Annotated in this window: 19 protein-coding genes; 16 read left to right on the top strand and 3 right to left on the bottom strand. The window is 65.1% G+C overall.

The annotated features are described in order from the left end of the window. Window positions 1–63: 63 nt before the first annotated feature. Window positions 64–1,224 carry an MFS transporter gene (locus tag V5735_RS21690; protein ID WP_423746735.1) on the top strand — a complete coding sequence of 387 codons (1,161 nt, stop codon included), beginning with the start codon at window positions 64–66 and terminating at the stop codon, window positions 1,222–1,224. On the opposite strand, the gene V5735_RS21685 is transcribed toward V5735_RS21690, so the two are convergent. Further along, a complete protein-coding gene (locus tag V5735_RS21685) occupies window positions 1,225–3,123 on the bottom strand; it encodes an MGH1-like glycoside hydrolase domain-containing protein (RefSeq protein WP_423746734.1) in 1,899 nt (632 codons plus the stop codon). It abuts the gene before it with no gap. Next, window positions 3,123–4,226 carry a TrmB family transcriptional regulator gene (locus V5735_RS21680; RefSeq protein WP_423746733.1) on the bottom strand — a complete coding sequence of 368 codons (1,104 nt, stop codon included), beginning with the start codon at window positions 4,224–4,226 and terminating at the stop codon, window positions 3,123–3,125. The genes V5735_RS21685 and V5735_RS21680 overlap by 1 nt, the downstream gene beginning before the upstream one ends. A 161-nt stretch (window positions 4,227–4,387) precedes the next feature. Here V5735_RS21680 and V5735_RS21675 point away from each other — a divergent pair, with 161 nt between their 5' ends. From V5735_RS21675 to V5735_RS21615, 13 genes are all read left to right on the top strand, one after another. Beyond that, window positions 4,388–5,722 (top strand): ABC transporter substrate-binding protein, encoded by a 1,335-nt coding sequence (locus tag V5735_RS21675; RefSeq protein WP_423746732.1) that lies wholly within the window; start codon window positions 4,388–4,390, stop codon window positions 5,720–5,722. A gap of 37 nt (window positions 5,723–5,759) precedes the next feature. Continuing rightward, entirely contained in the window at window positions 5,760–6,665 is a 906-nt protein-coding gene (locus V5735_RS21670; RefSeq protein WP_007981080.1) for a carbohydrate ABC transporter permease, read from the top strand. Window positions 6,666–6,668: 3 nt separating this feature from the next. After that, window positions 6,669–7,568, top strand: coding sequence for a carbohydrate ABC transporter permease (locus V5735_RS21665; RefSeq protein WP_069450416.1), 900 nt, complete (start codon window positions 6,669–6,671; stop codon window positions 7,566–7,568). Between the two features lie 3 nt (window positions 7,569–7,571). Next, window positions 7,572–8,750 carry an ABC transporter ATP-binding protein gene (locus V5735_RS21660; protein ID WP_423746731.1) on the top strand — a complete coding sequence of 393 codons (1,179 nt, stop codon included), beginning with the start codon at window positions 7,572–7,574 and terminating at the stop codon, window positions 8,748–8,750. 36 nt (window positions 8,751–8,786) lie between these two features. After that, entirely contained in the window at window positions 8,787–9,932 is a 1,146-nt protein-coding gene (locus V5735_RS21655; RefSeq protein WP_423747220.1) for an ABC transporter ATP-binding protein, read from the top strand. A gap of 15 nt (window positions 9,933–9,947) precedes the next feature. Then, window positions 9,948–11,282 (top strand): glucoamylase, encoded by a 1,335-nt coding sequence (locus V5735_RS21650; protein WP_423747219.1) that lies wholly within the window; start codon window positions 9,948–9,950, stop codon window positions 11,280–11,282. A gap of 22 nt (window positions 11,283–11,304) precedes the next feature. Beyond that, window positions 11,305–12,663 (top strand): glycerate kinase type-2 family protein, encoded by a 1,359-nt coding sequence (locus V5735_RS21645; protein WP_423747218.1) that lies wholly within the window; start codon window positions 11,305–11,307, stop codon window positions 12,661–12,663. Then, on the top strand, window positions 12,660–13,460 hold the full coding sequence (locus V5735_RS21640; RefSeq protein WP_423747217.1) for a sugar phosphate isomerase/epimerase family protein: 801 nt from the start codon (window positions 12,660–12,662) through the stop codon (window positions 13,458–13,460). The genes V5735_RS21645 and V5735_RS21640 overlap by 4 nt, the downstream gene beginning before the upstream one ends. A 25-nt stretch (window positions 13,461–13,485) precedes the next feature. Further along, on the top strand, window positions 13,486–14,505 hold the full coding sequence (locus V5735_RS21635) for an NAD(P)-dependent oxidoreductase (protein ID WP_423747216.1): 1,020 nt from the start codon (window positions 13,486–13,488) through the stop codon (window positions 14,503–14,505). A gap of 77 nt (window positions 14,506–14,582) precedes the next feature. Beyond that, window positions 14,583–15,758, top strand: a complete 1,176-nt coding sequence (locus V5735_RS21630; protein ID WP_423747215.1) for an AGE family epimerase/isomerase — start codon at window positions 14,583–14,585, stop codon at window positions 15,756–15,758. A 104-nt stretch (window positions 15,759–15,862) separates the two neighbouring features. After that, window positions 15,863–16,093 (top strand): hypothetical protein, encoded by a 231-nt coding sequence (locus tag V5735_RS21625; protein WP_018129030.1) that lies wholly within the window; start codon window positions 15,863–15,865, stop codon window positions 16,091–16,093. Between the two features lie 52 nt (window positions 16,094–16,145). Beyond that, window positions 16,146–16,604, top strand: coding sequence for a hypothetical protein (locus V5735_RS21620; protein ID WP_423747214.1), 459 nt, complete (start codon window positions 16,146–16,148; stop codon window positions 16,602–16,604). Window positions 16,605–16,892: 288 nt separating this feature from the next. Further along, window positions 16,893–19,337, top strand: coding sequence for a HAMP domain-containing methyl-accepting chemotaxis protein (locus V5735_RS21615; protein WP_423747213.1), 2,445 nt, complete (start codon window positions 16,893–16,895; stop codon window positions 19,335–19,337). 152 nt (window positions 19,338–19,489) lie between these two features. Here the strand turns inward: V5735_RS21615 and V5735_RS21610 are convergent, their stop codons facing one another. Further along, window positions 19,490–20,050, bottom strand: coding sequence for a metal-dependent hydrolase (locus V5735_RS21610; protein WP_423747212.1), 561 nt, complete (start codon window positions 20,048–20,050; stop codon window positions 19,490–19,492). A 108-nt stretch (window positions 20,051–20,158) separates the two neighbouring features. On the opposite strand from V5735_RS21610, the gene V5735_RS21605 reads away from it, so the two are divergent. Beyond that, the gene (locus V5735_RS21605; protein ID WP_423747211.1) at window positions 20,159–20,434 is read left to right on the top strand and encodes a hypothetical protein; all 276 of its coding nucleotides are present in this window, start codon (window positions 20,159–20,161) and stop codon (window positions 20,432–20,434) included. A gap of 2 nt (window positions 20,435–20,436) precedes the next feature. After that, complete coding sequence (locus V5735_RS21600) at window positions 20,437–21,543, top strand: DUF4350 domain-containing protein (RefSeq protein ID WP_423747210.1); 1,107 nt, start codon at window positions 20,437–20,439, stop codon at window positions 21,541–21,543. Window positions 21,544–21,591: the final 48 nt, after the last annotated feature.

Raw genomic sequence — 21,591 nt, 5'->3', positions numbered from 1 at the left:
GTTTTCCCGAGTCGTCACGCTTACCGCGCCGCCGGGCGATTTTCGACCGAGGAATCTACCTCCGTGTCGAGAAACTGGCGGTCCGTTGCGACGGTCACCGGGTGGCAAACGGCGGCGAGCCTCTGTTATTACAGCATCTTCGCCGCGACTGGCATCGTCCGAGACGCCTTCTCCCTGTCGGCGTCGAGCGTCGGCTTCTTCCTGACGGCGGCGCTGTTCGGCTACACGCTCGCGCTGTTCCCGAGCGGTGCCGCGGTGGACGGCTACGGCGAGAAACGCGTGATGGTCGTGGGATTGGTCGCGCTCGCCGTCGCCACCGTCGGCGTCTCCGTTGCGTCATCGTACGCGTTGTTGCTCGTGGCGGGCCTCGCGTTGGGTGCGGCCTACTCGTCGGCCATGCCCGCGTCGAACCGGGGCATCGTCACCAGCGCGCCGGACGGACGGCAGAACCTCGCCATGGGGTTGAAACAGGTCGGCGTCACGGCCGGGAGCGCCGTCGCCTCGCTCGTCATCACCGGCGTCGCCGCCGTCGCGGCGTGGCAGCTCGGCTTCTGGGTCATCGCGGTGCTCGCTGGTGGCTACGCGCTGGGGTTCGCCGCCGTCTACGGCGGGTCGTCCGGCGACGGACGGCTGTCGCTGCCGGACTTCTCGGAACTCCGGTCGAACGTGCCGTACCTGCTGCTCGTCGTCGCCGGGTTCTTTCTCGGCGCGTCCATCTTCGCCATGCTCGGGTACATCGTCCTCTACGTCGTGGACGGACTCGGCAAAACTACCGCCGTCGGCGGTATCGTGTTGGCGCTCACCCAAGTCACGGGAAGCGCCGCACGCGTCGGTGCCGGAACCGCCGCGGACAGGCTCGGCGGTGCCCGCGGGTCGGCCACCGTCGCGCTCGTCCAGATTGCGACCGGTGTCGTCCTGTTCGGCGCACTCGCCGCCGGGGTCCCCTCGTTCCCCGTCGCGCTCGCCGTCTTCGCTGGACTCGGCCTCTCCATCTACGGTTCGACCGGCGTGTTCTACTCCTGTCTGAGCACGCTCGTCGACGGCGACGACATCGGAGCCGCGACGGCGGGCGGGCAGACGGCGATAAATGTCGGCGGACTCGTCGCACCCCCCGTCTTCGGAATGCTCGTCGAACGGTCGGGGTACGGAACCGGCTGGGAACTGTTGGCCGGGATGACGCTGGTCGCGGCGATACTCCTCGTCGTCGTTCGCCGCTCGGCCTGACTACCGAACTAACTCGGCTATCGCGTCCGCCGTTTCCCGGTTCGACTCTACGCTCTGTAAAAATCCGAACACGCTCCCGGCGCTCCACGCCGCCGGAATACAGGCGTCCGGGTGTCGAACCGTCCCCGCCGACACGTCGCCGTCGAAGCCGACCATGAGTTCCGGGAAGCCGAACCGGTCCGGGAAGTCCGTCCGAACCGTGTCGGCGAGCGCGTCGAGTCCTCGAACGGCGAGCGTTTCGGCCGTCTCGTGGTGGCCGCGCTCCGCGAATCCCATCGCGGCGATGCTGGTGTCGTGGGGCCAGACGCTCCCGCGGTGGTACGAGAGCGGGTCGAACGAGTCGTGTGACGACGCGAACGTCCTGACCCCCGCCGACGTGAGCATGTCGTCGTCCGTCAGCCGGGTTGCGACTCGTGCGACCCGTCTATCGCTTCCCAACCCGCCCCAAATCGCGTGACCCTGATTCGACGCGACGCTCGGGATGACGCCCCGGTCGTCGATGCCGAGCGCGTAACACCCCTCCTCGGGGAGCCACAGCCGTTCCTCGAACGCCTCGGCGAGCGTTTCCGCGGCGTCCTCGCACTCCGCCGCGAGCGTCGAATCGTCCGCCCGCTCCGCGAGCGGCGCGAACCGCGTCAGCGCGCGGAAGACGTACCCCTGTACCTCGGCGAGGGCGACCGCCCCCCGTGCGGGCGTCCCGTCCGGCCGCGCGAGCGCCTCCGCGCTGTCCTTCCACCCGAGATGGGCGAGACCGAGCGGATGGTCGTGCGGTTCGTAGAAGAGGAACCCCTCGTCGTCCAACTCGGCGAGCGTCCACTCGACGGCCGATTTTGCGTGGGGATACACCGAATCGAACAGCGTCTCGTCCTCCGTCTCCGCCACGGTATCCGCGAACAGCGCGGCGAACAGCGGCGTCGCGTCGACGGTGCCGTAGTACGGCGTTCGAACGCTCTCGCCGATGGCGGGGAGGTCGCCGTGTCGTTTCTCGTGCATGATTCGGCCGGGCGCTTCGAGCGTGGCGTCGTCGGTTTCCGTTCCCTGCTCGTCGGCCAAGAACCGGAGCGTCCGCTCGGCGACGCTCGAATCGAACGGCAGGAGTTGATAGCTCACGAGCAGCGAATCGCGGCCGAACGGCGCGAGAAATCGCGGCGCGCCCGCCGCCGGGACGCCGCACGGAAGCATCAGCCCCCCGAGCGTTTCCGCGGCGCGGTCGATGAGCCGACCGTACCGCGGACAGTCGATATCCGCGTCGATTTCGGGCGTGTTCCGCGCCCCGGCAGGGAGGTCGATGTCGAGTTCGACCGTCCGCGTCGAAGCGGGTGCGACCGTCACGTCGGTCGAAATCGTCGCCGAACCGTCGGTAACGGCCGTCTCGATGCTGGTGTCCGAACTGACCGTCACGCGCCGTTCCGTTCCGTCCGCGAGGGTTCCCACGAACGCACACCCGTTCGGGTGCCGTTCGACCGAAACCGTCCTGTCTTGGCGCTCGCGCGGCGAGAAGAACGATGGAATATCGAAGACGTGGCCGAAATCGGGGGCGAGTTCGAACGCGACCGTCGTCTCCCGCGTGTCGGCGGTGTTGTTCGTGAGTCGCGCCGTGGCCGTCACGCCCATCTCCGTGAGTTCGACGCGCTTTTCGAGCGTCCACGGCCGTTGGTCGCCGCGACCGGTGCCGACCGTCGGGCTGGCGAGCGTCGTCGTCACGCCGCGGTCGCGGACTTCGCGGCCGAGGACGGTCCACTCCCCGCCGTCTCCGACCTCGATTTCGAGGGTCGAGAGGTAGCGATGGTCGGACTCGTACACGCCGGTTTCCGGCGTCCTCGGGGTCACGTCTCCCCTCGAATCGACGATCACCTGTCGGCCGGAGTCCACGGCGAGCGCACAGTCGTCGGGAAGCATCAGGCGTCCTCCTCGTCGTCAGGGTAGCTCACCTTTTCGATGATGATTCTGTCCGCTTCCATGTCTTCGAGCACGGCTCCCCATCCACCGATACCGTATTCCCCGTCGTCCGTCTCGATGACGATGGTCGCCTGTCCCGCGAGCGAGGAGAGCGATGGCGTCGCTTCCCCGTCCCGGAGGTCGCCGTTGGCGTACAGCACGTCGGTGATTTCGCCGGTGAGCGCCACGGTGTTTCGCTTCCCCATCTCCCGTCCTCTCGCTGTCGCGGTGATGGTCGCCCCCTCGGCGAGCACCGGCGCGATGTCGCGGATGCACCGTCGGATGTTCACGTACTCCGCCGGGAGCGTCTCGCTGTGGGACGTGTGGACCACGGCCCACGATTCCCAGAGCGCGGCCTCGAAATACCAGTGGAAGACGTACGAGAGCGTCTCGTCCTCGAACACCGTGCCGTACTGCTCGACGGGCTCCATGTGCGGCGCAAAGCAGGTTATCTTCCGGTCGACGAGCGCGAGAAACGGCGCGGGGAGGTGGCGGTGGCGCGCCTCCGTGACCACGCCGGACAACTCCTCTTCCGACGGGAGTTTGCTCGGCAGTTTGTGACTCGTGTTGAACGACACGGAGACGAAGACGCCGTTTTCGTAACAGGCTTCGAGGGCCGGGGCGAGTTCCTCGTACTGTTCGGGCGTCACGGATAGCTGTACTTGACTGGTCGCGTTTCGTATCGCCTCCTCGGCCCGTTCGATGACCGTCTCGACCCGTTTGAGGACGCTGATGCGGTGCCCACCTACCCCCGCCTGTTGCCACCGATTTTGAATCTCGGTCGCCGTGTTCGAGAGGGTTTCCGCCCGCGACTGGAGTTTCTGTAGCACCTCCGTCGGCTCTCTGGCGCGCGCCCGAAGCGCGTCCTGTTTGTATGTCTCCACGTAGCCCTCTTCCTCCAGGTCCCGGAGCACGTCGTAAATCCGCGACCGCGGAACGTCCGCCTGTTCCGCGAGCGACGTCGCCGACGCGCTCCCGAGATTCAACAGGGCGACGTACGCGTCGATTTGGTAGGTCGAGAGCCCCGCCTCTCGGAGTCCGTTGCGAAGTTCGTCGGTGTCCATCTGTGTGTCCCTTCCCATCCTATCGTGTTGAATGTTGTAACTGTCTCTCGGAATTGTGCGTCGTACCGACCATGCGAATTCTCATATTCACTCCTGTATCAAACTCATGAGCAAGATTTATATATGTCTTATTCTTCATGGTTGAGTAGGACAGAGCTCCTATGATAGGCGACCACAAACACGGGGAAAAAACGCGGCGTACGGTGCTGAAATCACTCGGCGGAGCGGCTGGCGTAACTGCTCTTGCGGGTTGTCTCGGCAGTCTCGGCGGCAGTGGTGGAGACGGTGGCTCGAAGGACGTCACCTTCTGGACGAGCAACGTGGAAAACGACCGACAGAAGGTTATCAAGGACGTGCTCAAATCCTTCGAATCCGACCACGAAGCGGCGGTCACGATGAATGCAGTCAAGGAGGACGACCTGCCGACCCGCATCTCCTCGGCGCGCGCCTCCGATACGCTCCCGACCGTCGCGGAATTCGGCCTCTCGCCGATGCAAAAGCTCGGTAGCGGCGGTCTCCTCTCGACGAAGGCGGCGGACGACGTTATCGATTCCATCGGCAAGGACGAGTTCTACAAGGGCGCACTCGACCTCACGAAAGCGCCCGACGGCGGCCACTACTCGATTCCGATGTACGGCTGGGTCGAGGGAATGTGGTTCCGAAAGAGCGTCTTGGAGGACAACGACCTGAAACAGCCGACGTCGTGGGACACCATGCTGAAGGCGGCGAAAGCGCTCCACAAACCGGACGACAATCAGTACGGTATCGTCGTCGGCACGAAGAAGACGGCGTTCGCCCGCCAGTGTTTCACCCCCTTCGCCCGCTCGAACGGCGCACGCGTGTTCGACAAGGAGGGCAACATCGTCTTCGACAGCAAAGAGATGATAGAGGCGCTCGATTTCTACGGTAAACTCTCGAAGTACACGCCGCCGGGCAAGGACACGTGGAAGACGGCGAACAACACGTACCTCAACGAGCAGTGTCACATCATCCAGTATTCGACGTTCATCATGGGCGACATCGTGGATAAAGGCGAGAAGATGGTGAAGGACACCGGATTCGCCCCGTACGTCGAACACGAACGAAAGAGCTCGTTCGGTCAAATCGTCGGTCTCAACCTCTTCGAGTCGGCCTCGGACGGCCAACTCGAATCCGGGAAGAAACTGACCGAATACATGATGAACGAGAAGTACGTCGACTGGCTCCACATGGCTCCCGGCGGAATGAACCCCGTCCTCAAGAAAACCGCGAGCAGTGACGAGTTCAAGGACAACGAGACGCTGAAGGCGTGGGGTTCGACCGTCGAGGACGTGTCGGCCGCCTTCGAGAACATCGAACGATTCGGCTACGTCGACGGCAAGGCGTTCCCGGAACTCGGCAACATCACGAACAAGTTCCTCATCGCGGACGCCATCTCGCGCGTCACCGACGGCGAGAGCGCCGATACGGTCGCGAAAGAACAGGCGAAGAAGATGCGCGACGCCATCTCGGAGTAATCGGTCGCTCGAAATCGACCATGATCCCATTTCACTCATGAGTTTAGCAAATCGTACGAAGCTGTCGCTGGACGGCGATTACACCGTCGAGCAGAAGGAGGCCATCCTCGGCTACCTGCTCATCGCACCGGCGCTCCTGCTGGTCGCCGCGGTCATCGTGTATCCCGTCCTATACAACGTGTACCTGAGCTTTACCAACGTCCCCCTGTCGCCCGACGCGTCCCCCACGTGGGTCGGTCTCGAACACTACCGAACCCTCCTTTCGAGCGGCGAGTTCTGGGCGGCGCTCAAGACGACGGTCATCTTCACGCTGTTCAGCGACGTGCTCGCCACCGCCGGTGGACTCGGCGTCGCCATCCTGTTCAACCGGAAGTTCCGCGGCCGTCGCCTCGTCCGCGGCCTCATGCTGTTGCCGTACGTCGCCCCGCTCATCGCGGTGGCCTACGTCTGGCAGTGGCTTCTTGACCCGCTGTACGGGATGGTTCCGTACTTCCTCAGCAACGTCCTCGGCATCTACTCGGGGAACATCGACCTGCTCAACAACGGCAAGACGGCGCTCTGGACGGTCATCGCCTTCGACGCGTGGCGCTACTTCCCGTTCGCGTTCCTGATGATCATCGCCCGACTGCAAGCGATTCCGAGCGACATGTACGAGGCGGCGAAAATCGACGGCGCGGGACGCATCGCCCGGTTCAAGGACATCACGCTGGCCGAGTTGAAGTACGTCCTCGCAACCGTCTTCCTGCTCCGCTGGATTTGGAACTTCAACAAGTTCGCCGACATCTGGCTGCTGACGAAGAAGGTCAACACGCTGTCGCTGTACGCCTACCAGACCGCGTTCGCGAACTACAACCACGGACAGGCGGCGTCCATCGCGATGGTGTTGTTCGTCGCGCTCATGCTGTTCGTGCTCATGTACGTCAGCTGGATTCTGGAGTGGTAACACATGATACAGACAATACTCGCTACGGTGTCCGAGGGCTTCGGTAACGCCTTCGGGCGAAGTCGCATCGAAACCAGCCTGTGGGAACGGGTCGTGTTCTACGGGGCGATAGTGCTCACGCTGTTCGTCTCGCTCCTCCCGTTCTACTGGATGGTCGTCACGAGTTTCATGCCGGAGAGCGCCATCTACTCGCTCCCGCCGTCGTTCGTGCCGCAGGACCTGACGCTGAAACACTACCAGAGCGTCTTCAGTCCGGAGACGTTCCCGTTCGTCACCTACTTCAAAAACAGCCTCATCATCTCGGTGATAACCGCGGGGATGTCCGTCGTCGTCGCCACGTTCGGCGCGTACAGCTTCGCCCGCCTCGACTATCCGGGACGGGGGCTGTTCTCGCGCGGCGTCCTGCTCGTGTACATGTTCTCGGGCATCCTGCTGGTCGTGCCGCTGTTCAAAATCATCGTCTGGCTGGGACTCGTGGATAACCTCGGCAGTCTGGTCATCACCTACCTCGTCCAGACGCTGCCGGTGTCGCTGTACATGCTCGGGAACTACTTCCGGAGCGTCCCGCCGGAGATCGAGGAGGCGGCGATGATGGACGGTTACTCGCGGCTGGAAGTCATCTTCCGCATCACGCTTCCGCTTTCGGCACCCGCCATCGTGGCCGTGTTCATCTACACGTACATGATAGCGTGGAACGAGTACCTCTTCGCCAGCATCTTCCTCCGAAGCCAATCGACGTTCACGCTCCCCATCGGTCTGGACGCGCTCTCGTCCGGGTTCCACCAAGTGTGGGGACAGATAATGGCCGCATCGCTGCTGACGAGCATTCCCATCGTCATCATGTTCGTGTATCTTGAAAAATACATGGTCGAGGGCCTCACCTTCGGCTCGGTGGAGGGATAATTCGTGTCCTCCGAAACGACCGAAATCGACGACGAATCGCCGACCCCCGCCGAAACGGACCGCTCGGCGGTCGAGACCAAGCGGGCCGGAATCTCGCTCTCGAACATCGAAAAGGCGTACGGCGACGTGCTCGCGGTCGAGGACCTCTCGCTCGACGTCGAACCGGGCGAGTTCCTCGTCCTGCTCGGCCCGTCCGGGTGTGGGAAATCGACCACGCTCCGGATGATAGCCGGTCTCGAAACCCCGACGGACGGCCGCATCGACATCGGCGACGAGGAGGTGACGAGGACCCTCCCGCAGGAGCGCGGCCTCTCGATGGTGTTCCAGAGCTACGCGCTCTACCCGCACAAAACCGTCCGCGGCAACCTCGAATTCCCGCTCGGGAAGATGGACGTCTCGGACGAGGAGCGCGACGCGAAAGTCGAGCACACGGCTGAACTGCTCGAAATCGAGGACCTCCTCGAGAAGAAACCCGGCCAACTGTCGGGCGGCCAGCGACAGCGCGTCGCGGTGGGCCGCACCATCATCCGTGAACCGAAGGCGTTCCTGATGGACGAACCGCTGTCGAACTTGGACGCGCAACTGCGGGTTCGAACGCGCTTCGAGATTCGGGAACTCCAGCAGGAACTGGGGACGACCACGGTCTACGTCACCCACGACCAGGAGGAGGCGATGAGCGTCGCCGACCGCATCGCCGTGATGAACGACGGCGAACTCCAGCAGGTCGGGACGCCCGAGGAAATTTACAAGACGCCGACCAACGAGTTCGTCGCCGGGTTCATCGGCAACCCTCCGATGTGTTTCTTCGACGTCTCCGTCGGGGAGGGCGTCGAACTCCTGCCGAACGGGGAGTCGGTTCGACTCAATACGACGCTCCCCACGGACACCGAAACCCTCGGCGTTCGACCGGAGGACGTCCATCTGCTCCGAACTCCGGCGGCGGACGTGGCGAACGTCTCCCGACCCGACCCGGACGACCTGACGAACGCGATGACCTGTGCGGTGCGGGTCATCGAACCGCTCGGTAACGCCTACGAACTCGAACTCGCGCGCGGGGAGTACACCTTCACCGCCCGCGTCCGGGCGCTCCCCGAGGGCGTCTCTCCGGGGGCGAACGTCGAGGTGGCGTTCGACCGCACGGAACTCCACGCGTTCGACGCGGCGGGGGAGGCGATTCGATGAACCGACCCGCGGACTGCGACCACGGAGGTGAAACCCATGGCGACGCTTGAACTGACCGACCTCACGAAGATATACGACGACGCACAGGGCCGCGAAGTCGCGGTCGATTCGCTCGATATCGACATCGACGACGGCGAGTTTCTGGTTCTCGTCGGGCCGTCCGGGTGCGGGAAATCCACCACGCTCCGGATGCTCGCCGGTCTCGAAACGGTGACCGACGGGACCATCACCATCGGCGACCGCGAGGTCCAACACCTCGCGCCGAGCGAGCGCTCCATCGCGATGGTGTTCCAGAGCTACGCGCTCTACACCAAGATGACCGCCCGCGAGAACATGGCCTACGGGCTGAAACACTCGACGGACTTGAGCAGGACGGAACGCAACAGCAAGGTCGAGGACATCGCGGAACTGCTCGACATCACCGAACTGTTGGACGACAAACCCGACGAGATGAGCGGCGGGCAGAAACAGCGCGTCGCGCTCGGCAGGGCCATCGTCCGCGACCCGGACGTGTTCCTGCTCGACGAACCGCTCTCGAATCTGGACGCCAAACTTCGGGCGCGGATGCGGACGGAACTCCAGCAGTTGCAGACCGACCTCGGCGTCACGGCGGTGTACGTCACCCACGACCAGACGGAGGCGATGACGATGGCCGACCGCATCGCCGTGATGAACGACGGCGAACTCCAACAGGTCGCGCCGCCGGAAGTCGCCTACGACCACCCGGAAAACGAGTTCGTCGCCACCTTCCTCGGCAGTCCCTCGATGAACACCTTCGAGGCGACGGTCCGCGAGGACGGCGACGAACTGTCGTTCCGCCACGGCGGGACGACGCTCGCCGCAGTTCCATCCGGCGCAGTTTCCCTCGCGGACGGCGAGTCGGTCACGCTCGGCCTCCGACCCGAGGACGTTCGACTCGCCGACAACCCGGCCGACGGGACGTTCGCCGCGACGGTGACCGTCTCCGAGTATCAAGGAAACGATAACTTCGTTCACCTCTCTATCGCGGACCGAGACCTCATGGCCCGCGTCCCGTCCGACACGTATCCGAACCCGGGCGAGACGCTCGGTGTGACCGTCTCCCCGCGGGACGTGTTCCTCTTCGACGCGGACTCCGGCGCCGCTCTCAAGACGCGAGGATTCCCCGACGAACAGACACAGCGACCATCCATCTCCAACTAATCCCTCCATCGACAAATGCCAAACCATACGACGGAAAACGCGATTCACGATTCGCCGACGACCGACCTCGACGACCCGACGTTCCACCTCGACGTCTTGGACGACCTCGTGTACCCGGCCGACTGCGACGGGTCGGTGCCGCTGGCGAGCGACCCGGACGACCGCTATCCCTACGCCTATCCGCGGGACATCGCCTGCATCACGAAGTCGTGGCTCGGCGCTGTCGAGGCTGATGTTCGCCCCGACCGGTGCAGACGACACATCCTCGACGCCGCTCGGTTCTTCCTCGACGCACAGGAGGAGGGGGGGCAGTGGCGACAGCGCTACGCGCTCGACGGCACCGACCGCGGAATTTACCGACAGGAGGACAACGTGGGACACGGCCTTCGCGTTCTCGCGCACGCCGTGTTCGCCCTCGATGCGACCGACGCGCTGGAGACGGTCGGTGCCTCCTTCGGGGAGGGCGTCATCGACGCGGCCGACCGCGCAGTCTCGCACGTCCGCGACGACCTCTTCGACCCGAACGCCCACCTCGTGGAGAGCACGACGAGCATCCACGAGGGGCGCATCGAGTCCGGCTACACCCTCTGGGTCAACTGCGTGTTCGTGTCCGCCCTCCGCGACATCGAACGGGCGCTCTCGCTCCTCCCGGAGGAGTCGGCGGCCGTCGAGGACGACATCCACCGCTTCCGCTCGCACCTCGAAGGCGGCGTGAAACGCGCGTTCACGAGTCCGGCACAGGTTCCGCGACGCTACTCGCCGGAGGGCGACCTCGACACCCGTCCGGACGTGACGCTGTTCGCGCCGTTCTACTTCGACCTCGAAGACCTGTTCGGGGACGCGCTTCACGAGGCCGCGAACCGAAGCGCGACCGCGCTTGAGGACCCCGAAATCGGCGGTATTCAGCGATTCATGGGCTTCTACCGCGACTTCGACGTCCACCAGCACGGCGGAAACGGACCGTGGTTGCAGTATACCGCGTGGCACGCCCAGTATCGGTTCGCCACCGGCGACCCCGACCGCGGAAACGACGTACTGGCGACGATTGCGCGCCACGCGAACGAGGAGGGTCACATCCCCGAACACCTCACGACCCGACGACGGTTCGAGGCGTTCATGGCGAACGAGTGGGACACGGGACTCGACTACGAGAAGGAGTTCGACGAGGGCGTCTTGCGCGACGTCTCGTTCGACTTCATCGCCGAGGAACTGGGCCACATGCGGGAAGCCTACCGCGACCTCGAAGCCCAGACGAAGGACCGCGACGTGGTTCGGTTCGCCATGCCGCTCGCGTGGTGCCACGCGGAGTACCTGACCGCACTCTTGACACGGGACGAGACCGAAGCGTGACCATGAACGGGGCGGACCACCGATGACCCACGACCGAACCGACCGACCGTCGCCGCGAACCGTCGCGCTCGACTGCCTGCACGCGGGTATCGACGCCGCACGGCCGCGGCACGTCGTCCGTCGAACGCTCTCCCGAGACGGGACGACGCTCACCGTCGCCGACGAGACGTTCGACCTCGACGACTTCTCGCGCGTCGTCGTCCTCGGCGGGGGGAACGCCGCCGGGGAGATGGCGACCAGCCTCGAAGTCGTCCTCGGCGAGCGCCTGACCGACGGCATCGTCGTGACGGACACGCCCGCCGAGACGACCCGAATCGACGTTCGTCTCGGTGACCATCCGCTTCCGAGCGAGCGCAACCGGGACGCGACCGGCGATATCCTCGCCGCCGCCCGCGACGCCGACGCGGAGACGCTGGTGCTCGCGCCGATTTCGGGTGGCGGCAGCGCGCTCCTCTCTTCGCCCGCGGAGGGCATCTCGCTCGACTCGTTTCGGACGGTCACGGACGGCCTGCTCCGCTCCGGTGCCGACATCCACGACATCAACACCGTCCGCCGCGCGCTGTCGAGCGGGAAAGACGGCGGTCTCGCCCGCGCCGCCGCTCCCGCCCGCGTCGTCGGTCTGGTCGTCAGCGACGTCATCGGCGACGACCCGTCGGTGGTCGCCAGCGGGCCGACGTATCCGAGTCGGGCGACGTTCGCGGACGCGAAGCGGGTCCTCGAAGAAAATCTCGATAGCGTTCCCGCGGACATCGAAACGGCGCTGCGCGAGCGGGAAGCGACTTCGCCCGAAAACGATGCCACCGACGCGTTCGCGCACGTGACTAACCGCGTCCTCGCGGACAACTGGACGGCGCTCGACGCGGCGGCCGACCGAGCGCGGGAACTGGGCTACACTCCGCTTGTCCTCTCGTCCCGCGTCGGCGGCGAGGCGGCCGAGGTCGGCCGCACCCACGCCGCAATCGGCGTCGAGTGTGCCGCGACGGGGCACCCGCTCGACCCACCCGCGGTCCTCCTCTCGGGCGGCGAAACGACCGTCACCGTCGATGGCGACGGAACCGGAGGGCCGAATCAGGAGTTCGCCCTCGCCGCGACGCGCGAACTCGACCGTTCCGGTATCGTCGTCGCCAGCATCGACACCGATGGCTTGGACGGGAGCACGGACGCCGCGGGTGCAATCGCGGACCACGAGACGATTCCGCCCGAGGCCCGCGACGACGCACGCGGAGCGTTGCGAAACCACGACGTGTACCCGTTCCTCGCCGCTCACGACGCGCTCGTCGAAACCGGCGAGACGGGAACCAACGTCAACGACTTGCGCGCCGTCGTCGTCGGGTCGGCAGACGAGAACGGAACGGGAGCGACGGACGACGCCGAACCATGAACCACAGGTACGGACTCAATCAGGCCGGATTTCCGGCGGCGGACATCGAAACGACGTGCGAAGTCCTCGCCGACGCCGGATACGACGGCGTCGAACCGAACTATCGAGCCGACGGACTGCTGACGACGCCGGGCGGCCGCGAGCGAGCTCGGCGGGCCGCCGTCGAACACGGACTCGACGTTCCGGCCGTTTCGACCACGCTCCACTGGGAGTATCCGCTGTCGAGCGCCGACGAGGAGACCCGAAAACGAGGCATCGATATCGCGCAGGAGATGGTGGACGCGGCGGTGACGCTCGACGCCGAGGAGATACTCATCGTCCCCGCGGTTATCTCCCCTGGCGCGGACTACGACGCCGACTACGACCGCGCGGTCGAATCGGTCCGCGAAATCGCGGGCTACGCGGCGGACGCCGACGTCGGCGTCGCGGTCGAGAACGTCCAGAACGATTTCCTGTACTCGCCGCGCGAGTTCATCGAATTCCTCGAAGCCGTCGAGGACGCCGGACGGGTTTCGGCCTACTTCGACGTGGGCAACGGCTTCCGATGGGGGCTTCCCGACCGCTGGATTCGCGGTCTCGCCGACCGGATTTCGAAGGTCCACGTCAAGGATTGGTTGACGGACCCCCACCGACCGACGTACCCGCTGCAGGGGGACATCGACTGGGAGAGCGTCGTCGCCGCGCTTTCGGATGTCGGTTACGACGGGTGGATTTCCGCCGAGATTCCGACGTACAACGCCGAACCGCACCGCATGCCCCCCGACGTGCTCGACACGATGCGGTACCTGTTCGAATAGAAAAATGACGTTTTAACTGAACACCATGACACGCACAATCGTCGTAGACCCGCTGTTCGAGGACGTATGGCCGCTCGCGGCGGACCACCTGCACCGACTCTGGACCGACGACGGCACGCCCGTCGAGTTCGTTCGGCTCTCCGAAACGAGGGAAACGAGATTGGGGGAGGCCGTCTCCACGCCCGAATCCGTCGAGAAACTCGTCTCGCTCGGCGTCCGCGCTTCCGTCGCCGACCTCCGAGAATTCACGAACGTGACGGAGGCCTTCGTGATGACTGACTCCATGTACGACGCGGACGAGGAGATAGCCGACTACTTCCGGGACCGCGGCGTGACGGTCCACGACCACACGAACGAAGGGTTCTGGAGCGAGTCGGTGTCCGAGTTCGGCATCGGACTGACCATCGACGCGCTCCGGCGGATTCCGCAGAAACACGCCGCGATGACCGAGACGCACGACCCGTGGGACCTCGACCAACTGGACAACGAGGTGCCCGGCGCACGCGGCCACCAGTTCGCGGACGACCCGAACTTCGTGAGCGGAACCATCGCCCGAAAGCGCGTCCGGGTCGCGGGAATCGGCAACATTGGAAGCCGCTACGCCGCCACGGCGAACCACCTCGGTGCCGACGTGGCGGCCTACGACCCGTTCGCCGACGAACCGTGTTTTCACAGCACGGGTACGCGGCAGGTGTACAGCATGGAGGAACTCGTGAGCGACGCCGACATCTTCGCCCCGACGATTCCGCTCACTCCCTCGACGGAAGGCGTCGTGACCGCAGACCACATCCGCGCGCTCCCGGAAGGGGCGATACTCGTCCTCGTCACGCGGGCGGGTATCTGCGATATGGACGCCGTTCGGGAGCGCGTGCTCGCGGACGAAATCGTCCTCGCCGCGGACGTGTGGGACGAGGAACCGCTCCCCCTCGACGACCCGCTCCTCGGGCGTCACAACGTCGTTCACACCCCGCACATCGCGGGCCGGACGCGCGACGCGAACGAGCGATGGGCCGAACACCTCGCCGCTCACTTCGGTTCGCCATAATAGGTTCCCCACCGAACGATGTATCGCCATCCGAACGAGGATCATCCCTTTCAGTACATCCAACGAAATCCACGACCATGACCCTGAACTATCACGACCCACGACAGCTTCGCCGCGAGATTCTCCGCGTTCTGAACTTCTACTACCCCGACTGCATCGATACCCGGTACGGCGGGTACGTCGCACAACTCGACGAACGAGACGGCTTCGTCTACGACGGCCGGACGAAACACCTCGTGGCGACCGCGCGTGCGGTCCACAACTTCAGCGTGGGCGCGCTCCTCGACGGCCCCGTCTGGTGCCGAACGGCCGCCGAACACGGTCTGTCCTTCCTCTCGAACCACCAGTGGGCCGCCGAGAACGGCGGCTACGATTGGATACTCCGCGGCCGGGAAACCGCGGACGACACACGCTACTGTTACGGTCACGCCTTCGTCGTCCTCGCCAGTGCGCGCGCGCTCGAAGCCGGAATTCCGGGCGCGGAAGAGGAACTCCGACGCGCCGTCGAAACCATCGACCGGCACTTCTGGGAACCTGACCACGGACTGTACGCCGACCGTGCCGACGGTGCGTGGGACGACCTCGCCCCGTATCGCGGGCTGAACGCGAACATGCACACCTGCGAGGCCATGCTCGTCGCCCACAAGGTGACCGGGGATGCGCGCTACCTCGACCGCGCTTACTCCATCGCCGAGCGTCTCGTTCGGGACCTCGCGGCCGAAACAGACGGTCGTCTCTGGGAACACTACGATTCGGACTGGGCGCACGACATGGGCTACAACGAGGACCAACCGGACCACCAGTTCCGACCGTGGGGCTACCAACCCGGCCACCATCTGGAGTGGTCGAAGCTCCTCTCGCAACTCGCCGACGTCCGCGACGAGGCGTGGCTCCGAACGTCCGCCCGCGAACTGTTCGATCACGCGACCGAGATGGGCTGGGACGACGACCACGGCGGCTTCTACTACACCGTCGATGCGGACGGATCCCCCGTCGTCGCGGACAAGTACGGCTGGGCGATAACTGAAGGCATCGGCGCGGCGGCGCTCCTCGGTCGGGACGACGAGGCGTATCGCTCGTGGTACGACCGACTCTGGGAGTACGCGGAGACGAACTTCGTCAACCCGAAACACGGCAACTGGTTCGAGCGCCTGTCCCGAACGAACGAGCGCGACGACCCCAACCGCGGCACCGCCGTCGAACCCGGCTATCACCCCATCAGTAACGTGTTCGCCGCGATGGACGCGTTCTGACCCGCTTCGTCCCTCGTGAATTCGAGATGGCGGTTCGCGGAGTTCCGCGACGACACCCCGAATCCGCGAGTGGATTTATGCGTCTCGGTGACTAGTAGGCGTGTATGCGTTCCATTCGCCTCACACGTGCATTGAGTCGCGCCCGTCACGCAGCCATCGGTGCCGCCATCGGCGGCGCAATCGGCGGGTTCATCAGTCGAAACGCGGCGAGCACCGGCGGCGCCATCGGCGCGTTCGTCGGCGCGATGGTCGGAGAGACGCGGGTAACCGCTCGCTCGCGTATCGACCGAGTCAGAGAACGGGGACAGAAACGCGTCGAACGGCCGAAACCCTGACCGCGCGTCCACCGACCCAAACGATTTCTATCGGACACCCCAACCGTCCACCATGGACGACGAAGACGGGAGTTCGCTGTCGCCCGAGGAGTTCGTCGAGTACTGCGAGACGCAGGCGGGCCTCCTCTCGGGTCGCGTCGAAACGATGGCGTCCGAAGCCGACGAACTGTTGGACGACATCGACGCGGAAATAGCGGAGATACGGACGCGTCTCGACGAAGGCGGCCCGGAGGGGGACGACATCGACGCCGCGGCGGTCGCGGAACTGGAGACGGACCTCGACGAAACGCGGGCGGTCGTCGAGACCAAGCGAGCGCGGATGGTCGCCTTTCGGGAACTGGCCGACGGATACGTCTCCCTCGCCGAGGACCTCCGGTCGGACGTTGACGACGGCCGGGAGGCGATGGAGCGCGTCGTTCGGTTCGAGGCCGACGCCGACGCGCCGGTCTACTTTGACGACCGGAAGACGGTGTACGAGGCCGCCACGGAGGGGAACTCGGACGGGGAATAGCGCCCACGGAGCGCATGGTTTGTCCGACGGAACGCGGTCGAACGCTCGTCGGAACGGTCGAATTCGATTCGGTATCGCGCCGTCGCCCGTCGTCACGTCGCCCACGAACTCGCTCGCGGTCGTGGCGGCCGACGGAGCGGTCGCTCTCGCCGCGGGCGTCGCCGCGTATGTCCCGCGTTGCCGCTTTCGTTCCACCGCTCGTCATCGGAGAATATATAAAATGTAAGACGTGTGTCCGAAGCGATATTTTATGTGGCGGGGGTGGTTGCTGACAAACGAGAATTTCCAATGACCGATAGATCACGCTCCCGTCTGTCTATACTGGATACACTGACGATCGACGGTTTCGACATCAGACCGAAGCTGATATTCGCATTCGTTCTGGTCGCCGGGCTGGTCGCCGTGACGGGGGCCGTTGGGTACGAAGCCGTGGCGTCGGTCGATACCGAGTCCCACAAAATCGCCGAGGACGGACGAGAGATGGACGCCGCAGCCGAAGTGATAATCGCCATCGAGCAACAGAAGGGGGCGATTCAGGCCGCCCAACTTGGGGAATCGGGGGCGAAAGCGGACTTCGAAGATGCGAGCGAGCGGTTCGACGAGCAGATACGAACCTTGGAATCCGCGCACTTGAGCGCGGAGGAAGAGGACCGCCTTTCCGCGATTCGCTCCCAGCACGAGGAGTACGACGAACTCGGAAGCCGGTTCTTCGACGCGCGAGCGGCCGGTGAGACGGACCGTTCGGCGCGGGTGGCGGGGGAGATGACCCCGTTGGGAACCGAGATGGAATCGGAGGCGCAGTCCATCAAACAGTCCGTTCGAACGCAGATGGGAGAGCAGGTGGCCGTCGCCGACAGCGCCACGCGGACCAGCCAGCTCGAAATCGTCGGATTGACTGGCCTGTCGTTCCTCGCGGCCATCGCCATCGGTCTCTTCGTCGCCCGCCGTATCACGTCGCCCGTCGAACGACTTTCGGAAGCGGCCGTCGCCGCGAGCGAAGGCGACCTCGACACCGACCTCGACGACCACCCCGAGGACGACGAACTGGGTCGGATGGTCGATGCCTTCAACGACATGCAGGAGAACTTGCGCGGGGTCTTCGCCGACCTCGACGGAGTTAGTCGCAATCTCAAGACCGGACGGCTAGAACAGGATATCACGACCGACTACCCCGGTACCTACGGCGAAATCATGCGAAACATCGACGAGGGAACCGACCAACTCTCCCGTAGTTTTCGGGAGATTCGGAGCGCGAGCGACGACCTCCGCGAGGGCCGACTCGACCGCTCCGTCGAGACGGACCGACCGGGCCAGTACGGCGTCGTTTTGGACACTCTCGACGACGGGATGACTCAACTGTCGGCGAGTTTCGACCAGATTTCGACCGCGAGCGAGGGGCTGAGAGACGGCCGACTGGAGCAAGCCATCGACGCCGACCGGCCGGGACAGTACGGTGCCGTCTTGGACGACCTCGCGGACGGCACCGACCAACTGTCGGCGAGTTTCGACCAGATTTCGGCCGCGAGCGAGGGGCTGAAAGATGGCCGACTCGACCACCGGGTCGAGACGGACTTCCCGGGCGACTACGGCGACGTGACGGCCGCCCTCGAAGCGGGCATCGAGCAACTCGGCGACAGCATCGAAACCGTCCAGCGCATCGCGGACGAGGTGGCGGGGTCCAGCGAAGACGTGGCGTGCAGCACGGAGGAGATAGAGCAGGCCAGCGAGGAAGTCGCCGAGTCCGTCGAGGAAATCTCGTACGGCGCGGAAACCCAGAGCGAGAGCTTTGATGAGGTCCTCTCCGAGATGAACGACGTCTCCGCGACCGTCGAGGAAATCGCCTCGGCCGCGGACGAAGTGGCCGCGACGGCCGCCACCGCCGTCGAACGAAGCGAAACGGGACAGGAGCACGCCGCCGAGGCGACCGACGAGATTCACGCCATCGAAGCGCGGGCGGACGAGGCGGTTACGCAAGTCGCAACGCTGGAGAACGAGATGGCCGAAATCGGCGATATCGTGGATATGATCGCCAACATCGCCGAGCAGACGAACCTGTTGGCGTTGAACGCGAACATCGAGGCCGCCCGCGCCGGTGAGGCGGGCGACGGGTTCGCCGTCGTTGCGAACGAGATCAAGGACTTAGCGGAGGAGACCACGCGTGCGACGGACGATATCGAATCCAGCATCGCCGATATTCAGGCGCTGACGACCGAGACGGCCGACGGGATGGAGGCGATGAGCGCCCGCGTGGAAAACGGCTCGGAGACCATCGAGGACGCCATCGAAATGTTCGACGAAATCGCGGACGCCAGTCAGCAAGCGGAGGGCGGCATCAGGGAGATCAGCGACGCCACCGGCGAGCAGGCCACCTCCGTCGAGGAGGTCGTTTCGATGATCGACGAGGCGGCCAGCGTGAGCCACCAGACCGCGGCGGAGGCGAGCACCGTCTCGGCGGCGACCGAGGAACAGACCGCTTCGTTGGCGGAGGTGTCCGGAAACGTCCAGCACCTCTCCGACCTCGCCGAGTCGCTCCACGAGCAGGTTTCGGACTTCGACGTCCGAGACGGGGCGACGACGGCGGCCGGGTCCCCCGCCGCGAGCGGGACCGCGACGGAAACCAGAGCGGACGGCGGGTCCGTGGCGGAAACCGTCGCCGATTCGCCGTTCGACCGCTCCGCCGACTCGTCGTTCGGCTTCCCCACCGATTCACCGTCGGGAACTCGGGACGACTGAGAGAGTAGTGGTCCGGTGCTGGTGATGACCGCGGCAGTCGCGGTGGTGATGGCCGCGAGCGGACGGCGCGCGTCAGCGACGACGACCCGTTCGCCATCGTCGGGGACGTTGCATCGTCGTCCGCGCCAAGCCGACTTTCTCTATCGTCTCTGCTATCGTTCGCCGACGTGTTCCCGACTCGTCGTCGGCCACAGGTGGCGAACCTCCTCGAATCCCGGTGCGCCGTCGAACATCCAGACGACCAGCGCGACTCCCGCGAGCGCGAACTGGAGGAGGACGAACGGCGTCGGTTCGAACTCCGCGAAGTGAGCGAGGAAGCTCTTCGGCGTCGAGTATGCCGGTTGCGAGAGGACGGGCCACAGCAGGAAACTCGTATCCCCGAAATTCCCGTTCATGACCGGCTTCACTGCATCCATGGCGAGGTGGCTCAGGTAGCCGATGGCGAACGCGCCCAGCGGCAGGTGTTTTTCGTATCGTCGCGCGCCGACCCAGAGGGCGGCGAGCAGGAGTCCGGCGGTGAAGACCGAGTGGGTCAGCGAGCGGCCGGTCGGAAGCAACGCGAACGTCCACGCGAGCGGTTTGTCTATCAGGTCGGGAAACTGCGTGCCGACGGCGACGGTCACCGCGCCGAGGGCCGACGGCGGTCGGTTCCGGTATCGACACCACAGCGAGTAGCAGAGGTAGCCGACAGCGAGGTGTCCCCAGGGCCACATACACTCTCATTTCTTGGACACGATGGTAGGTATTTCGGCTCCGAGAACAACCCACCGGATACCGAAGACCGATACTTTGGTAAGTCCGGTCCCTGTGGTTAATTATAGATGTCGACTCAACGTCGTCAACGATTTATCCACGGACAACTCGCGTGGATGCTCGTCTCCCTCCTCGCACTGGCGGCGTTGGGGTCCCTCTCGCTGGAACTGTTCTTCGTCCTCTCGCTCATCGGACTGCTCGTCATCGTCGAACTCACTGCACCGTTCAACGTGACGCCGCGGTGGCGACGACGGCTGAAGTGGTTCATCGCGCTCGGGCTGATCGTCTTCGGTATCATCGTCGTCCGACGAATTCTCGCCATTCTCCCGCCGGGGGTGTTCTGAGCGTGAAACGGCCGACCGACTACCCGACGCCGACGCTCGTCCTCGGGGCACTCGTCCTCGTCGTCGTTGTCGGACTCGTCGTCGCCTCGTCCACGTCGAGCGCCTCGTTCGGCGCGTACAACGGTGCGTGGGACGGAACGAGTAAGCTCCGCGGCATCGCGACGGACCGCGGGGCGGAGCCGCTGGTCGCCCACGATACCGCCGCCTACTCGCGCGTCTCGCCCAACGAAACCGTCGCGGTTATCCTCTCGCCGGGAGGGAACTACTCGGCCACGGACCGGGAGCGCCTTCGCCGGTTCGTTCGACGAGGCGGAACGCTCCTCGTCGCGGGCGATTACGGTCCGGAAACGAACCGACTGCTCTCGGCGCTCGGGACGGACGCGCGCCTCGACGGCCGTCCCATCCGCGACGACCGACGACGGTACCGCTCCCCCTCGATGCCGGTCGCCGAAAACGTCTCGAACAACTCGCTCGTTGCGAACGTGTCGTCGCTCACGCTCAACCACGGCACGGCGGTCGTGCCGAACAACGCGACCGTGCTCGTCAGTACGTCCGAGTTCGCCTACCTCGACACGAACCGCAACCGGCAACTGGACGACAACGAGACGATTTCGTCGCTGCCGGTCGCCACCGTCGAACGCTTCGGCGACGGGCGGGTCCTCGTCGTCGGCGACTCCAGCGCCATGATAAATTCGATGCTCGACCGAACGGGCAACCGCGAGTTCGTCCGCGCGGTCGTCGCCGACAATCGCACCGTCCTGCTCGATTACTCGCACACGTCGCGCCTCCCGCCGCTCGCGCTCGCGGTCTTGGTGCTTCGAGAGTCCCCGCTCTTGCAACTCCTCTTCGGCGGCGGCTGTCTCGCGCTCGTGTTCGCGTGGGCACAGCGGCCGGACCCCGTCCGTCGGCTGTGGTCGTCCGCCCGGTCCCGACTGGACGAGCGAACGACTCGTTTGACGGGCGAGCGAGCAACGGAGCGGTCGCCGGTCGAACCCCCCGAGATGTCCGAAGCCGCGATGATAGCGTATCTGCGCGACCAACACCCCGACTGGGACTCGGCGCGCATTCGACGCGTCGTCGCCACGCACCGCGACGAGCGCTCGAAGTGACGGTTCCGTTCAGCGAATCCATTGATTTATCCCTTCCCGTTCGAAAGA

This window comes from Haladaptatus sp. SPP-AMP-3 (assembly GCF_049568665.1).
GTDB classification, from domain to species: domain Archaea; phylum Halobacteriota; class Halobacteria; order Halobacteriales; family Haladaptataceae; genus Haladaptatus; species Haladaptatus paucihalophilus.
The sequence above is the reverse complement of the archived record's forward strand: the minus strand, read 5'-3'. Positions and strand labels throughout refer to the sequence as shown.

Excerpts from the sequence above, each read along its gene's own strand:
- V5735_RS21620 (WP_423747214.1), top strand. The coding sequence starts at position 16,146 with ATGGACGACGAAGACGGGAGTTCGCTGTCGCCCGAGGAGTTCGTCGAG.
- V5735_RS21615 (WP_423747213.1), top strand. The coding sequence starts at position 16,893 with ATGACCGATAGATCACGCTCCCGTCTGTCTATACTGGATACACTGACG.
- V5735_RS21625 (WP_018129030.1), top strand. The coding sequence starts at position 15,863 with ATGCGTTCCATTCGCCTCACACGTGCATTGAGTCGCGCCCGTCACGCA.
- V5735_RS21635 (WP_423747216.1), top strand. The coding sequence starts at position 13,486 with ATGACACGCACAATCGTCGTAGACCCGCTGTTCGAGGACGTATGGCCG.
- V5735_RS21605 (WP_423747211.1), top strand. The coding sequence starts at position 20,159 with ATGTCGACTCAACGTCGTCAACGATTTATCCACGGACAACTCGCGTGG.
- V5735_RS21630 (WP_423747215.1), top strand. The coding sequence starts at position 14,583 with ATGACCCTGAACTATCACGACCCACGACAGCTTCGCCGCGAGATTCTC.
- V5735_RS21655 (WP_423747220.1), top strand. The coding sequence starts at position 8,787 with ATGGCGACGCTTGAACTGACCGACCTCACGAAGATATACGACGACGCA.
- V5735_RS21675 (WP_423746732.1), top strand. The coding sequence starts at position 4,388 with ATGATAGGCGACCACAAACACGGGGAAAAAACGCGGCGTACGGTGCTG.
- V5735_RS21680 (WP_423746733.1), bottom strand. The coding sequence starts at position 4,226 with ATGGACACCGACGAACTTCGCAACGGACTCCGAGAGGCGGGGCTCTCG.
- V5735_RS21610 (WP_423747212.1), bottom strand. The coding sequence starts at position 20,050 with ATGTGGCCCTGGGGACACCTCGCTGTCGGCTACCTCTGCTACTCGCTG.
- V5735_RS21650 (WP_423747219.1), top strand. The coding sequence starts at position 9,948 with ATGCCAAACCATACGACGGAAAACGCGATTCACGATTCGCCGACGACC.
- V5735_RS21685 (WP_423746734.1), bottom strand. The coding sequence starts at position 3,123 with ATGCTTCCCGACGACTGTGCGCTCGCCGTGGACTCCGGCCGACAGGTG.
- V5735_RS21640 (WP_423747217.1), top strand. The coding sequence starts at position 12,660 with ATGAACCACAGGTACGGACTCAATCAGGCCGGATTTCCGGCGGCGGAC.
- V5735_RS21670 (WP_007981080.1), top strand. The coding sequence starts at position 5,760 with ATGAGTTTAGCAAATCGTACGAAGCTGTCGCTGGACGGCGATTACACC.
- V5735_RS21645 (WP_423747218.1), top strand. The coding sequence starts at position 11,305 with ATGACCCACGACCGAACCGACCGACCGTCGCCGCGAACCGTCGCGCTC.
- V5735_RS21665 (WP_069450416.1), top strand. The coding sequence starts at position 6,669 with ATGATACAGACAATACTCGCTACGGTGTCCGAGGGCTTCGGTAACGCC.